This window comes from Stenotrophomonas maltophilia (assembly GCF_004920835.1).
Lineage (GTDB): Bacteria > Pseudomonadota > Gammaproteobacteria > Xanthomonadales > Xanthomonadaceae > Stenotrophomonas > Stenotrophomonas maltophilia_AQ.
Map to the genome: position 1 here is coordinate 93,158 of NZ_QFHO01000005.1, position 12,637 is coordinate 105,794.

13 protein-coding genes are annotated in these 12,637 nt (G+C 66.3%); 11 read left to right on the forward strand and 2 right to left on the reverse strand.

All coding sequences use genetic code 11. The annotated features are described in order from the left end of the window. Positions 1-31: 31 nt before the first annotated feature. Positions 32-634 carry a lipocalin family protein gene (locus DI041_RS05855; RefSeq protein WP_046984998.1) on the reverse strand — a complete coding sequence of 201 codons (603 nt, stop codon included), beginning with the start codon at positions 632-634 and terminating at the stop codon, positions 32-34. A 127-nt stretch (positions 635-761) separates the two neighbouring features. On the opposite strand from DI041_RS05855, the gene DI041_RS05860 reads away from it, so the two are divergent. Together DI041_RS05860 and DI041_RS05865 are read left to right on the forward strand one after the other, a co-directional pair. Continuing rightward, on the forward strand, positions 762-1,088 hold the full coding sequence (locus DI041_RS05860) for a hypothetical protein (RefSeq protein ID WP_136639039.1): 327 nt from the start codon (positions 762-764) through the stop codon (positions 1,086-1,088). Positions 1,089-1,157: 69 nt separating this feature from the next. After that, positions 1,158-3,254 carry a prolyl oligopeptidase family serine peptidase gene (locus tag DI041_RS05865; RefSeq protein WP_136639038.1) on the forward strand — a complete coding sequence of 699 codons (2,097 nt, stop codon included), beginning with the start codon at positions 1,158-1,160 and terminating at the stop codon, positions 3,252-3,254. A gap of 123 nt (positions 3,255-3,377) precedes the next feature. Here the strand turns inward: DI041_RS05865 and DI041_RS05870 are convergent, their stop codons facing one another. Then, positions 3,378-4,562 (reverse strand): pyridoxal phosphate-dependent aminotransferase, encoded by a 1,185-nt coding sequence (locus DI041_RS05870; protein WP_136639037.1) that lies wholly within the window; start codon positions 4,560-4,562, stop codon positions 3,378-3,380. Between the two features lie 197 nt (positions 4,563-4,759). Here DI041_RS05870 and DI041_RS05875 point away from each other — a divergent pair, with 197 nt between their 5' ends. From DI041_RS05875 to hslU, 9 genes are all read left to right on the forward strand, one after another. Continuing rightward, entirely contained in the window at positions 4,760-6,892 is a 2,133-nt protein-coding gene (locus DI041_RS05875; RefSeq protein ID WP_136639036.1) for a S9 family peptidase, read from the forward strand. A 55-nt stretch (positions 6,893-6,947) separates the two neighbouring features. Next, positions 6,948-7,370 (forward strand): YbaN family protein, encoded by a 423-nt coding sequence (locus DI041_RS05880; protein ID WP_046985003.1) that lies wholly within the window; start codon positions 6,948-6,950, stop codon positions 7,368-7,370. A gap of 128 nt (positions 7,371-7,498) precedes the next feature. Then, on the forward strand, positions 7,499-7,771 hold the full coding sequence (gene lptM, locus DI041_RS05885; RefSeq protein WP_012512147.1) for an LPS translocon maturation chaperone LptM: 273 nt from the start codon (positions 7,499-7,501) through the stop codon (positions 7,769-7,771). Continuing rightward, positions 7,764-8,615, forward strand: coding sequence for a diaminopimelate epimerase (gene dapF, locus DI041_RS05890; protein WP_046985004.1), 852 nt, complete (start codon positions 7,764-7,766; stop codon positions 8,613-8,615). Before lptM ends, dapF begins: the two co-directional genes overlap by 8 nt. Next, positions 8,612-9,286, forward strand: coding sequence for a DUF484 family protein (locus tag DI041_RS05895; protein WP_006393359.1), 675 nt, complete (start codon positions 8,612-8,614; stop codon positions 9,284-9,286). The genes dapF and DI041_RS05895 overlap by 4 nt, the downstream gene beginning before the upstream one ends. A gap of 13 nt (positions 9,287-9,299) precedes the next feature. After that, entirely contained in the window at positions 9,300-10,190 is an 891-nt protein-coding gene (gene xerC / locus DI041_RS05900) for a tyrosine recombinase XerC (protein ID WP_136639035.1), read from the forward strand. A 78-nt stretch (positions 10,191-10,268) separates the two neighbouring features. Beyond that, on the forward strand, positions 10,269-10,469 hold the full coding sequence (locus tag DI041_RS05905; RefSeq protein WP_136639034.1) for a DUF3079 domain-containing protein: 201 nt from the start codon (positions 10,269-10,271) through the stop codon (positions 10,467-10,469). A gap of 173 nt (positions 10,470-10,642) precedes the next feature. Next, positions 10,643-11,194 (forward strand): ATP-dependent protease subunit HslV, encoded by a 552-nt coding sequence (gene hslV / locus DI041_RS05910; protein WP_005411093.1) that lies wholly within the window; start codon positions 10,643-10,645, stop codon positions 11,192-11,194. Positions 11,195-11,254: 60 nt separating this feature from the next. Continuing rightward, the gene (hslU, locus tag DI041_RS05915) at positions 11,255-12,628 is read left to right on the forward strand and encodes an ATP-dependent protease ATPase subunit HslU (protein WP_136639033.1); all 1,374 of its coding nucleotides are present in this window, start codon (positions 11,255-11,257) and stop codon (positions 12,626-12,628) included. The last annotated feature ends 9 nt before the right edge of the window (positions 12,629-12,637 follow it).

Genomic DNA, 12,637 nt, shown 5'->3' on the forward strand with positions numbered 1-12,637 from the left:
CGTCCGCCGGGCCATGCCCGGCGGCGCCACCTCAACGCACGTTCGGCACTTCGTAGCCCAGCTTGCCGACCTGCTCGGGGTGCTGCGGCACCCGCTTGAGCTTGTCGGTGTTGACGCCGTACTCGTCACGCAGGCGCTCGGCCAGCTCCTTGTACAGGGCTTTGTCCATGTCCGGAGTGCGCGAGAAGATCCAGGCCATCTCGCGACCCGGGTAGCCGATCAGCGCCCATGAGTAGTCCGGGGCCACTTCCAGCACGCGCGAATGCGTAGGCACCACGCGATAGAACCAGGTGCGCCAGCCATGGTTGCCGCTGTCCGGGTCGACGCTGGCGCGGGCGCGGACTTCCTGCAGGGGTTCGCCGAAGCCATCGCGGTAGCGGTAGGTGATGCCGACCTTGTGTTCGTCGCGCAGTTCGTACTGGTTGACGCTGGCGACATGGCCGCGTTCGATGAAGTTCGGTACGCGGCCGATCACGTACCAGGTGCCCATGAAGCGCTTCAGGTCGATCGGTTCGTCCAGGGCGGGAGCGCGCGTTGCGCTGGCACGGGGCGACGGCGGCTCACTGGCGGCCATGGCGGGGCCCGCCAGGGACAGGGCCAGCAGCACGGCGCAGAGCGGGCGGATCGAGGTCATGCGGGAGCGTGCTCCAGTGGGCTTGCACGCGCATGGTCGACTGTGTGCACGCGATCCGTCAATGGTGTCGCAACCTGTGAGAAGGGGCTTGCCCAAGCTGTGTTGCATTGTCTACCGGAGAAGCCCCATGAACGCACGTTCCGCCCTTCGCCCTGCAACTGAACGCGTCATCCTCGAGCGTGCCGACCCGCGCCTGCTGCGCAGCGTGCAGCAGTTGGCCCTGGCCGGCCTGGCGCTGGTACTGGTCTGGCCGGCCGCGCGCGGCAGCAGCACCTGGCTGGGCTGGCTGCCGATGTGGCTGGTGGGCATGCCGCTGGTGGCCTGGTGGGCACTGCTGCGCTTCCCGTTGCCACGCCTGTCGTGGTTGCGGCTGGCACGTCGTACCGGTGGACAGGCGCGACGTCGCAGCGGCGGGACGCCTCGAGGCCGGCGCGGCTCGACGGCCACGGCCTGACCTTCGACACGGGGGCGGCCGCGACGTTCCGTGCTAGCGTTCCTGGGCTTATGACTGCCTGGAGCTGCAATGTCACGACTCGCTTCCGCCTGCCTGTTGGCCGGCATGATGACCGCTGCCTCGGTGGGGACCGCCGTGGCCGCTGAAGAAACCGATCACTACGCCTGGCTGGAGGACGTCACCGGCGACAAGCCGCTGTCCTGGGTCAAGGAACAGAACGCCAAGTCCGAAGGGCGCCTGGCGCAGACCCCGGCCTTCAAGCAGATGGAGACCAGCATCCGTGAGGTGCTCGACTCCGATGCCAAGATCCCCGGCGTGCAGAAGATCGGCGACTACTACTACAACTTCTGGAAGGACAAGCAGCACGAGCGCGGCCTGTGGCGGCGCACCACGCTGGCCGAATACCGCAAGGCCTCGCCGCAGTGGGAAACCGTGCTCGACCTGGACGCGTTGAACAAGGCCGAGGGCGAGAACTGGGTCTGGCACGGTGCCGACTGCCTGCGCCCGGACTACAGCCGCTGCCTGATCGCGCTGTCGCGCGGCGGCGCCGATGCCGATGTCACCCGTGAGTTCGACCTGTCCAACAAGTCCTGGATCAAGGACGGCTTCTTCCGTCCGGAATCGAAGGGCGGCCTGAACTGGATCGACCGCGACACCGTATTCGTCTACACCGACTTCGGTGCCGGCTCGATGACCACCTCCGGCTACCCACGCGTGGCCAAGCTGTGGAAGCGTGGTACGCCGATGGCCTCGGCCAGCGTGGTGTACGAAGGCAAGCCGGAAGACATGTACATCGCGGCGATGCACGATGACACTCCGGGCTTCGAGCGCAACCTGGTCAGCCGCACCCTGGCCTTCTACAACAACGAGCTGTACCTGCGTGCCGACAACGGCACGCTGACCAAGATCGACGCGCCGAACTCGGCGGAGAAGGGCCTGCACAAGCAGTGGCTGACCCTGGAGCTGCGTGACGCCTGGACCGTAGGTGGCAAAACCTACGCCTCCGGCTCGCTGCTGGCGACCAAGCTCGACGATTTCCTGGCCGGCAAGCGTGATTTCGAAGTCCTGTTCACCCCGACCGCGACCACCTCGCTGGCCGGTGCGACCTGGACCAAGAGCCACCTGGTGCTGAACGTGCTCGACGACGTCAAGAACCGCCTGTCGGTGCTGACCCCGGGTGCCAGCGGCTGGCAGAAGAGTGAGTTCGTCGGTGCGCCGGCCTTCGGCACCCTGGCCGTGGGCGCGGTGGACAGCAACGACAGCGACGCCGTCTGGCTGACCGCCACGGACTACCTGACCCCGACCACGCTGGCACTGGCCGAGATCGGGAAGGCGCCGGAAGTGCTCAAGACCATGCCGGCCTTCTTCGATGCCAAGGACAAGGTGATCGAACAGCACTTCGCCACCAGCAAGGACGGCACCCGCGTGCCGTACTTCGTGGTGCACGACAAGGCGATGAAGCTGGACGGTTCCAACCCGACCCTGCTGTACGGCTACGGTGGCTTCGAGATCTCGCTGACCCCGAGCTACTCCGGTGGCATGGGTCGCGCCTGGCTGGAAAAGGGCGGCGTGTACGTGGTCGCCAACATCCGTGGCGGTGGTGAGTACGGCCCGCGCTGGCACCAGGCGGCGCTGAAGCAGAACCGTCACAAGGCTTATGAAGACATGGCCGCCGTGGCGCAGGACCTGGTCACCCGCAAGATCACCTCGGCCAAGCACCTGGGCGTGCAGGGCGGCAGCAACGGTGGCCTGCTCACCGGCAACATGCTCACCCAGTACCCGGAACTGTTCGGTGCAGTGGTGGTGCAGGTACCGCTGCTGGACATGAAGCGCTACAGCCACCTGCTGGCGGGTGCCTCGTGGATGGCCGAGTACGGCAACCCGGACACCAGCGACTGGGAGTTCATCAAGACCTTCTCGCCGTACCATCTGTTCGACGCGAAGAAGACCTACCCGCCGGTGCTGTTCACCACCTCCACCCGCGATGATCGCGTGCACCCGGGCCACGCCCGCAAGATGGCGGCGAAGATGATCGACGCCGGCAAGGACGTGACCTACTACGAGAACATCGAAGGTGGCCACGGCGGTGCGGCCAACAATGCGCAGGCCGCGCACATGGCTGCACTGGCCTACAGCTTCCTGTGGGAGCGGTTGGGCGGCAAGTAAGCAGAACGGAATAAGCAGAACGGAAAACGCCGCCCCAGGGCGGCGTTTTTCGTTCTCGGGTGGCGCCGGGCCATGCCCGGCGAGCGCGGAGCGCGGCAATATGCCGCCGGGCATGGCCCGGCGCTACCGGAATCGCTTCAACCCGCGTGCGATCCGCGCCACCGCTTCCTGCAACCGCGGCACTTCCTGGGTGTAGGCCAGCCGCACGTGCTGGTTGGCGCGGTGGAAGCCGAAATCCAGGCCCGGGGTGAACGCCACGTGTTCGGTTTCCAGGAAGTGCGCACAGAACGCCTGCGCGTCGTCGGTAAACGCGCTGACGTCGGCGTACAGGTAGAACGCACCCTGCGGTTCCACTTCGATGCGGAAACCAAGCTCGCGCAGGGCGGGCAACAGATAATCGCGACGCTCGCGGAACGCTTCGCGGCGCTGCTCGAAGATCGCCATCGATTCCGCGCTGAAGCAGGCCAGCGCAGCGTGCTGGGCGATGCTGGAGGCGCTGATGTACAGGTTCTGTGCCAGCTTCTCCAGGTCCGGCACCGCCGCCGGCGGCGCCACCAGCCAACCCAGCCGCCAGCCGGTCATGCCGAAATATTTGGAGAAGCTGTTCAGCACGAACGCGCTGTCATCCACCTGCAGCACGCTGGCTGCGTCCAGGCCGTAGGTCAGGCCGTGATAGATCTCGTCCACCACCAGGTGGCCGCCACGCGCCTGCAGGGCCTTCGATAGTGCGGCCAGTTCGTCGGCGGAGAGCACGGTGCCGGTCGGGTTGGCGGGTGAGGCCACCAGCGCGCCGACACTGTCGGCATTCCAGTGCTGTTCCACCAGCGAGGGAGTGAGCTGGTATGCGGTGTCCGGGCCGACCGGCACCAGCTGCGCGCCGCCTTCCACAAGGCGTAGGAAGTGGCGGTTGCAGGGGTAGCCGGGGTCGGCCAGCAGCCAGTGGCGGCCGGGATCGACCAGCAGGCTGCTGGCCAGCAGCAGCGCCCCGGAACCGCCGGGCGTGACCAGGATGCGTTCGGGATCGATGTCCAGCCCATAGTGGCTGCGATAGAAGCCACTGATCGCCTGGCGCAGGGCCGGCAGGCCGCGCGCGGCGGTATATCGGGTGTGGCCGGCGGCCAGCGCAGCCTGGCCGGCGCGTACGACCGGTTCGGCGGTGGTGAAGTCCGGTTCGCCGATCTCCAGGTGGATCACATCATGGCCGGCCTGTTCCAGCGCCTGTGCGCGGGCCAGCAGGGACATCACGTGGAACGGGGCGATTTCATGGCTGCGCCGGCTGTAGCCCGGCATGTGGGGCAGGGTGCTCATGCAGCCATGGTACGCGGCGTGCCGGGGTCGGATCCCATTTGCGTGCAAAAGGGCTCTGACCCGGAGGAGGGGCGCGCGCGATCCATGACGATCCGCAGGGTTGCCGCATTGCCGGGATTGGGGTCAGATCCCTTTTCGGGAAAAGGGATCTGACCCCGTCGAAGACCATTGCATTGATGCACCAGGAGCCTTATCTCATGAAATCCACCCTCTGCCTGTTGCTTGCCAGCCTGATGACCACCACCGCTACCGCCGCCACTCCGCCCGTTCCGCCGGATGCCGCCAAGCATCCGCACGTGGTCAAGGCGCCGTTCGGCGCGACCCGCAACGATGACTATTACTGGCTGCGCGACGACAAACGCGAGAACAAGGACATGCTGGCCTACCTGCAGGCCGAGAATGCCTATGCCGACCAGCTGCTGGCACCGCTGAAGCCACTGGAAGACACCCTGTACAAGGAGATCGTCGGCCGCATCAAGCAGGACGATTCCAGTGTGCCGGCGCGTGAGCGCGGCTACTGGTACTACAGCCGCTACGAGACCGGCCAGGACTACCCCATCCATGCGCGCCGCAAGGGTGCGATGGAAGCGCCCGAGGAGATCCTGCTCGACGTCAATGCACTGGCCGCCGGCAAGGGTTACTTCAGTGTCGGCTCGATGGAGGTCAGCCAGGACAACCAGCTGTTGGCCTGGGCAGATGATGACGTCGGCCGCCGCCAGTACACCATCCGCTTCAAGGACCTGCGCACCGGCCAGGTGCTGCCCGATGTGATCAGCGGCAGCTCCGGTGATCTGGTCTGGGCCGACGACAACCGCACCGTGCTGTACGTCGAGAACGATCCGGAAACGCTGTTGACCGTGCGCGTGAAGAAGCACGTGCTGGGCACACCGGCCAGTGCCGACACCGTCGTCTACGAAGAGAAGGACGACAGTTTCTACATGGGCATCGGCCGCACCCGCGACGACCGCTTCATCACCATCGGCGTGCACAGCACCGTGTCCTCGGAGGAGCGCTACGCGCCGGCCAGTGATCCGACCACCTTCACCGTGCTTGCGCCGCGCCAGCGCGATGTCGAGTATGACGCTGACCACTACGATGGCCGCTGGGTGATCCGCACCAACGACGGTGCGAAGAACTTCAAGCTGGTCAACGCGCCTACCGATGCCACCTCGCGCTCGCAGTGGCAGGACTGGATCGCGCACGACGCTGCGGTGTTCATCGAAGGCTTCGAGCTGTTCGACAGCTATACCGCCATCGCCGAACGTTCCGAGGGCCTGGAGCGCATCCGCCTGCTGTTCAAGGATGGCCGCAGCGATTACGTGAAGGCTGATGAGCCGGCGTATTCGATGGGCCTGGGCGACAACACCGAGGCCGATACGCCGTGGTTGCGTTACGTCTACACCTCGATGACCACCCCGACCACGGTGTTCGAGCTGAACACTGCCACGGGCGAGCGCCGTCAGCTGAAGCAGCAGCCGGTGATCGGCTATGACGTATCGAAGTACGAAACCGACCGCGTGTGGATCACCGCCCGCGACGGGGTCAAGGTGCCGGTGTCGCTGGTCTACCGCAAGGGCTACCAGAAGGATGGCAAGGGCGCGCTGTTCCAGTACGCCTACGGCAGCTACGGCATGTCGATGGACCCGTACTTCAACCAGACCGCGGTGAGCCTGCTCGATCGCGGCGTGGTGTATGCCATTGCGCATATCCGCGGCGGCCAGGAAATGGGCCGTGACTGGTACGAGAACGGCAAGCTGCTGCACAAGCAGAACACCTTCAACGATTTCATCGACGTCACCCGTGGCCTGGTGGCACAGGGATGGGCGGCGAAAGATCGCGTGGCCGCCTCCGGTGGCAGCGCCGGCGGCCTGCTGATGGGCGCGGTGGCCAACCAAGCGCCGCAGGACTATCGGGTGATGGTGGCGCAGGTGCCGTTCGTCGACGTGGTCACCACCATGCTCGACCCGACCATTCCGCTGACCACCAACGAATACGACGAGTGGGGCAACCCGGAGCAGAAGCCGTACTACGACTACATGCTGTCCTACTCGCCCTATGACAACGTGAAGAAGCAGGCCTACCCGGCGCTGTTCGTGGGCACCGGCCTGTGGGATTCGCAGGTGCAGTACTGGGAGCCGGCCAAGTGGGTGGCCAAGCTGCGTGACGACAACACCGGTCATCTTCCGATCCTGTTCCGCACCAACATGGAAGCTGGTCACGGTGGCAAGTCGGGGCGCTTCCAGCGCTACCGTGAGCTGTCCGAGTCATACGCCTTCGTGCTGCAGCAGCTGGGTATCCAGGACCCGGCCGGCGCCGCTGCGGCGGAATGAGGCACGGTGGCGGCGGTGATATCGCCGCCGCCACCGCTCTGGGTATCCTTGTGCGATGAGCCAGCCCGACCCACCCGTTGCCAAAGCATCGTCCGCGCCGGTCCGGCCGGTACGTTTCCGCTGGGCCTGGTGGCTGCTGGCGTACGTCAGCCTCGGCACCGGCATCGTCGGCATCTTCGTGCCGGGCCTGCCGACCACCGTATTCATCCTGATCTCGGCCTGGGCCGCTTCGCGCGGTTCCGAGCGCCTGCACAACTGGTTGCTGCAACACCCGCGTTTCGGCCCGGCCATCGCCAACTGGCAGGCGCATGGCGCGGTCAGCCGTTATGGCAAGTGGATGGCCACGGTCACCATGGCGGTGTGCGCCGGCATCATGCTGTGGTGCGTGCCGATCGCCTGGGTGAAGTGGTTCTCGATCGGAAGCATGACCGTGGTGGCGATCTGGTTGTGGACCCGGCCGTTGCCGCCACCCGAGTAACGTCCCCCGCCGGGCATGACCCGGCGCTACCAGGGGGCCCGGTTGCGGTAGCGCCGGGCCATGCCCGGCGGATGCGCGGCACGGCACCCTGCACCAACCGCTCAGCCGCCAATGGCTATACTCGGGGCATGAAGATCCCCCATCGAAACGCCATCCTGATTCCGCTGGCAGCGGCTTCGCTGCTGCTCCTCGCCGCCTGCGGCAACAAGGGCCCGCTGGTACTGCCGCAGAAGCCGGTGCCGGTGGAAGAACTGGTCGAACCGGTTGCCGAGCCCGCCAACGAAGCGACTCCGGCGGAGACCCAGGGCACCGGCACCCCGGCCACGACCGTGGACCCGGCCGCGCCGACGACCCAGCCGGCGCCTGCGCCCGCGAAGAAGGTGGGCAGCGGGAATGAGTGAGGCCGGTTCCAAGGCGCTGCGTTTCAGCAAGATGCACGGCGCGGGCAATGATTTCGTAGTGATCGACCTGCGTGACGGCACCGTGCCGCCTACGCCCGAGCTGGCCGCGCGCCTGGCCGATCGCCACACCGGTGTCGGCTGCGATCAGATCCTGACCATCGAAGCGCCGCGTGCGGAAGGCTCGGTGGCTTCGTACCGGATCTGGAATGCCGATGGTTCCAATTCCGAACAGTGCGGCAACGGTGCGCGCTGCATCGCCGCCTGGCTGGTGCGCGAGGGCAGTGCACAGGGCGATGCGTTCGTCATCGACAGCCCGCTGGCCAGCCACGAAGTGAAGGTGCTGGGCGATGGCCAGTACGCGGTAACCATGGGCGTGCCCGCGTTCGAGCCGGCCAACGTGCCGCTGGTGGGCTTCGCCCATCCGCGCGAGGAATACCTGCTGCCGCTGCAGGGCGAGACCGTGCGTTTTGCCGCAGTGTCGATGGGCAATCCGCACGCGGTGATTGAAGTCGGCCTGATCGATGCCGCACCGGTCGAGCGCGTCGGTTCGCTGCTGCAGCAGCATGCGTCGTTCCCGCGTTCGGTGAACGTGGGCTTCGCCCAGGTGATGAGCCCCGCGCATGCACGCCTGCGCGTGTTCGAGCGCGGCGTCGGCGAAACCCTGGCCTGCGGCAGCGGTGCCTGTGCCGCTGCGGTGACCCTGATGCAGCGTGGCCGCTTGCAGCGCGATGCGCGCATCAGCCTGCCCGGTGGTGACCTCCGCATCCAGTGGCCGGGTGATGGCCAGCCGGTGGTAATGGCCGGCCCGACTGCATTCGTCTTCGAAGGGGAGTGGATCGCATGACCGAAACCGTCGACAAGCTCGGGGCCCACGAAGTTGCTGCCTGGTTGCGGCGTCATCCCGGCTTCCTCAAGCAGTTCCCGGACCTGGCCCTGACCCTGGTGGTGCCCCGCGATGACGGCCCGACCGCATCGCTGGCCAGCTACCAGCTGGAAGTGCTGCGTGAGAAGAACCGCGAGCTCGCGCGACGCTTGGCCGATCTGGGCGCCACCGCACAGGTCAACGAGCGTCTGGCGGTGCGTACGCACCAGCTGACCCTGGCGCTGATGAAGCAGGACAACGCCGCCGACACCCTGCGTGCGATGGCCGCCTCGCTGCAGGAAGACTTCGCCGGCGACCTGGTGCGGTTGGTGGTGCACACGCCGGTGGCGGGACTGGAACAGGCCGACTGGCTGCAGGTGATCGCCGCCGATGATGCGCAGCTCGGTCCGTTCCGCGATTGCCTGAAGGACGGCGAGCCGATCTGTGGCCGCCTGCAGCCGGAAAAGAACGCCGTGCTGTATGGCGTACGCAGCGAAGAAGTGCAGACCACCGCATTGCTGCCACTGCCGGGCGTAGGCCTGATCGCGGTCGGCAGCCATGACCCGAACCGCTTCTACCCGGGCATGGGCACGCTGTTCCTGCGCATGATGGGCGATGCGCTGGTCACCGGCCTGAAGCGCTTCCCGGGCTGAGCAGGACACGACGATGAGCGCGGTACAGGCCTTCCTGCAGCACCTGCAGGTGGAGCGTCGGATGTCGGCGCATACGCTTGATGCCTATCGCCGCGACCTGGACGCTCTGTCGGTGTGGGCCGAGCCGCGGGGCGTGGCGGTGGAAGCACTCGATGCCGAAACGCTGCGCCAGTTCGTCGCCGATGAACACCGCCGCGGACTGTCGGCCAAGAGCCTGCAGCGCCGCTTGTCTGCCTGCCGCAGCTTCTACGCCTGGCTGCTCAAGCACGACCGTATCGAGGTCAACCCGGCGGCGACGCTGAAGGCGCCGCGCGCGCCACGCCGGCTGCCGCAGGTGCTCGATGCCGATGAAGCCGTGCAGCTGGTTGAACTGGAGCCCGAGGGTGAACTCGGCCGTCGTGATCGCGCGTTGCTGGAACTGTTCTATTCCTCCGGCCTGCGCCTGAGCGAAGTGTGTGCGTTGACCTGGCGCGATCTTGATTTTGCCAGCGGCCTGGTCAACGTGATGGGCAAGGGCAATCGCCAGCGCCGGGTGCCGTTCGGCCGACCAGCGCGCGAAGCGCTGCAGGCATGGCGTGCGGAAAGTGGTGGTGGCCCGGCAATGCCGGTGTTTCCCGGTCGCAACGGGTCGATCAGCCAACGCGCGGTGCAGATCCGCATCCGCCAGCTGGCGCAGCGCCAGGGCCTGTTCAAGCACGTGCATCCGCACATGCTGCGGCATAGTTTCGCCAGCCATATCCTGGAATCCTCCGGCGACCTGCGCGGCGTGCAGGAGTTGCTCGGCCATGCCGACATCGCCACCACGCAGATCTATACCCACCTCGATTTCCAGCATCTGGCCAAGGTCTACGACGCCGCGCATCCACGTGCGAAGCGTCGCAGCAAGGACGACAAGGCTGAATAGACCGCCCTTGATCTGGATCAGGGCTGGGCGGATGCAACCGGCGCACCGTGGCCGCAGGCCACGAGGAAACTGCCTGCCATGGCGAAGCCCATTCCGCTGCACCCCAGGCATCCCGAGCGCATCTGCTGGGGCTGCGACCGCTACTGCGCGGCTGACGCGCTGGCCTGCGGCAATGGTTCCGGCCGGACCCAGCATCCGATCGAGACGCAGGGGGAGGACTGGTACATTGCCTGGGGCATCGAGCCCAATCCGGAGCGGCCGTCGCAGGCAAAACTTTGAACGACAGGCGTTCCACGTTCGGGCGGCGGGGTCCGCGGGCATTGCGATGCGCTCGTTGAAAAGGCGCCGGCCTGCCAATGGCGCGCCGCCAAGCGCTGAACGGCAGCCATCCGCTCAGGCTTGATCGCACCCGGCGCTGTCCCCATCTCCCGGGAACAGCTATCGGAGGCCGCATGGACCCCAGTCAGAATCCCAACGTTTTCCACGCCACCACCATCGTCTGCGTCCGTCGCGGCGAGCACGTGGCCATTGCCGGCGACGGCCAGGTCACGCTGGGCCACACCGTGATGAAGGGCAATGCGCGCAAGGTGCGCCGCCTTGGCCGTGACGGCCAGGTGCTGGCCGGCTTCGCCGGTGCCGCTGCCGATGCCTTCACCCTGTTCGAGCTGTTCGAGGCCAAGCTGGAAAAACACGGCCAGCTGCAGCGCGCTGCGGTCGAGCTGGCCAAGGATTGGCGCACCGAGCGCCGTCTGGGCAAGCTCGAAGCCCTGCTGGCCGTGGCCGACAAGGAAACCTCGCTGATCATCAGCGGCACCGGTGATGTGATCGAGCCGGAGGACGGCATCATCGCCATCGGTTCCGGTGGTTCCTATGCACTGTCGGCCGCCCGCGCGCTGATGGCGCACACCGAACTGGATGCGCGCACCATCGCCAGTGAAGCGATCGGCATCGCCGGCGACATCTGCATCTATACCAACCGCAACGTGGTGGTCGAGGAGCTGTAACGCTCCCCGATCCGCCGGGCATGGCCCGGCGCTACCGACAACGAATTCGTGAGCACATCCATGTCGAAGATCGAAGTTTCCTCCGCCACCATGACCCCGCGCGAGATCGTGCAGGAGCTGGACCGGCATATCGTGGGCCAGCACGACGCCAAGCGCGCGGTGGCCATCGCCCTGCGCAACCGCTGGCGTCGCATGCAGCTGGTGCCTGAGCTGCGCAATGAGGTGATGCCGAAGAACATCCTGATGATCGGCCCGACCGGCGTCGGCAAGACCGAGATCGCACGCCGCCTGGCCACGCTGGCCAACGCGCCGTTCGTCAAGGTCGAAGCAACCCGCTTCACCGAAGTCGGCTACGTCGGCAAGGACGTCGAGCAGATCATCCGTGACCTGGCCGATACCGCAGTGAAGCTTTACCGCGAACAGGCCAAGGTGCGCGTGCGTATCCAGGCCGAAGAGCGCGCCGAAGACCGCATCCTTGATGCGCTGCTGCCGCGACGTAGTGGCGGCATCGGTTTCGATCCGGAGGTGGCGCGCAACGAGCCGTCGGCACAGGACAACGAGACCCGCATCAAGTTCCGCAAGATGCTGCGCAATGGTGAGTTGGACGACCGCGAGATCGAGCTCGACCTGGCCGCCAACGTCAGCATGGACATCATGACCCCGCCGGGCATGGAGGAAATGGGCCAGCAGCTGAAGTCGATGTTCGCCAACCTCGGTGGTGGCGCCAAGGCGCACAAGCGCACGCTGACCATCAAGGCCGCGCGTCCGCTGCTGATCGAAGAAGAAGCCGGCAAGCTGGTCAACGAGGACGACATCCGTACCGCGGCGATCGAAGCCTGCGAGCAGCACGGCATCGTTTTCATCGACGAGATCGACAAGGTCGCCAAGCGTGGTGACAACGTGGGTGGTGGCGACGTCTCGCGCGAAGGCGTGCAGCGCGACCTGCTGCCGCTGGTGGAAGGCTCCAACGTGTCCACCAAGTACGGCACGATCAAGACCGACCACATCCTGTTCATTGCCTCCGGCGCATTCCACCTGGCCAAGCCCAGCGACCTGATTCCCGAGCTGCAGGGTCGTTTCCCGATCCGTGTCGAGCTGGGTGCGCTGAGCAAGAACGATTTCGTGCGCATCCTGACCGAACCGAAGGCCGCGCTGACCAAGCAGTACGAGGCGCTGCTGGCCACCGAGGGCGTCAAGGTCAGCTTCACCGCCGATGCCATCGATCGCCTGGCCGAGATCGCCTTCCAGGTGAACGAGCGCCAGGAGAACATCGGTGCGCGCCGCCTGCACACCGTGCTGGAGCGGTTGCTGGATTCGCTCAGCTACGAAGCACCGGACCGTGATGGCGAGACCCTTGCAATCGACAGCGCCTACGTCGATACGCACCTGGGCGAGCTGGTGCAGGATCCGGACCTCAGCCGCTACATCCTGTAACGCAGAAGG

Coding starts and splice junctions, on each gene's coding strand:
- DI041_RS05855 (WP_046984998.1), bottom strand. CDS start 634: ATGACCTCGATCCGCCCGCTCTGCGCCGTGCTGCTGGCCCTGTCCCTG.
- DI041_RS05860 (WP_136639039.1), top strand. CDS start 762: ATGAACGCACGTTCCGCCCTTCGCCCTGCAACTGAACGCGTCATCCTC.
- DI041_RS05865 (WP_136639038.1), top strand. CDS start 1,158: ATGTCACGACTCGCTTCCGCCTGCCTGTTGGCCGGCATGATGACCGCT.
- DI041_RS05870 (WP_136639037.1), bottom strand. CDS start 4,562: ATGAGCACCCTGCCCCACATGCCGGGCTACAGCCGGCGCAGCCATGAA.
- DI041_RS05875 (WP_136639036.1), top strand. CDS start 4,760: ATGAAATCCACCCTCTGCCTGTTGCTTGCCAGCCTGATGACCACCACC.
- DI041_RS05880 (WP_046985003.1), top strand. CDS start 6,948: ATGAGCCAGCCCGACCCACCCGTTGCCAAAGCATCGTCCGCGCCGGTC.
- lptM (WP_012512147.1), top strand. CDS start 7,499: ATGAAGATCCCCCATCGAAACGCCATCCTGATTCCGCTGGCAGCGGCT.
- dapF (WP_046985004.1), top strand. CDS start 7,764: ATGAGTGAGGCCGGTTCCAAGGCGCTGCGTTTCAGCAAGATGCACGGC.
- DI041_RS05895 (WP_006393359.1), top strand. CDS start 8,612: ATGACCGAAACCGTCGACAAGCTCGGGGCCCACGAAGTTGCTGCCTGG.
- xerC (WP_136639035.1), top strand. CDS start 9,300: ATGAGCGCGGTACAGGCCTTCCTGCAGCACCTGCAGGTGGAGCGTCGG.
- DI041_RS05905 (WP_136639034.1), top strand. CDS start 10,269: ATGGCGAAGCCCATTCCGCTGCACCCCAGGCATCCCGAGCGCATCTGC.
- hslV (WP_005411093.1), top strand. CDS start 10,643: ATGGACCCCAGTCAGAATCCCAACGTTTTCCACGCCACCACCATCGTC.
- hslU (WP_136639033.1), top strand. CDS start 11,255: ATGTCGAAGATCGAAGTTTCCTCCGCCACCATGACCCCGCGCGAGATC.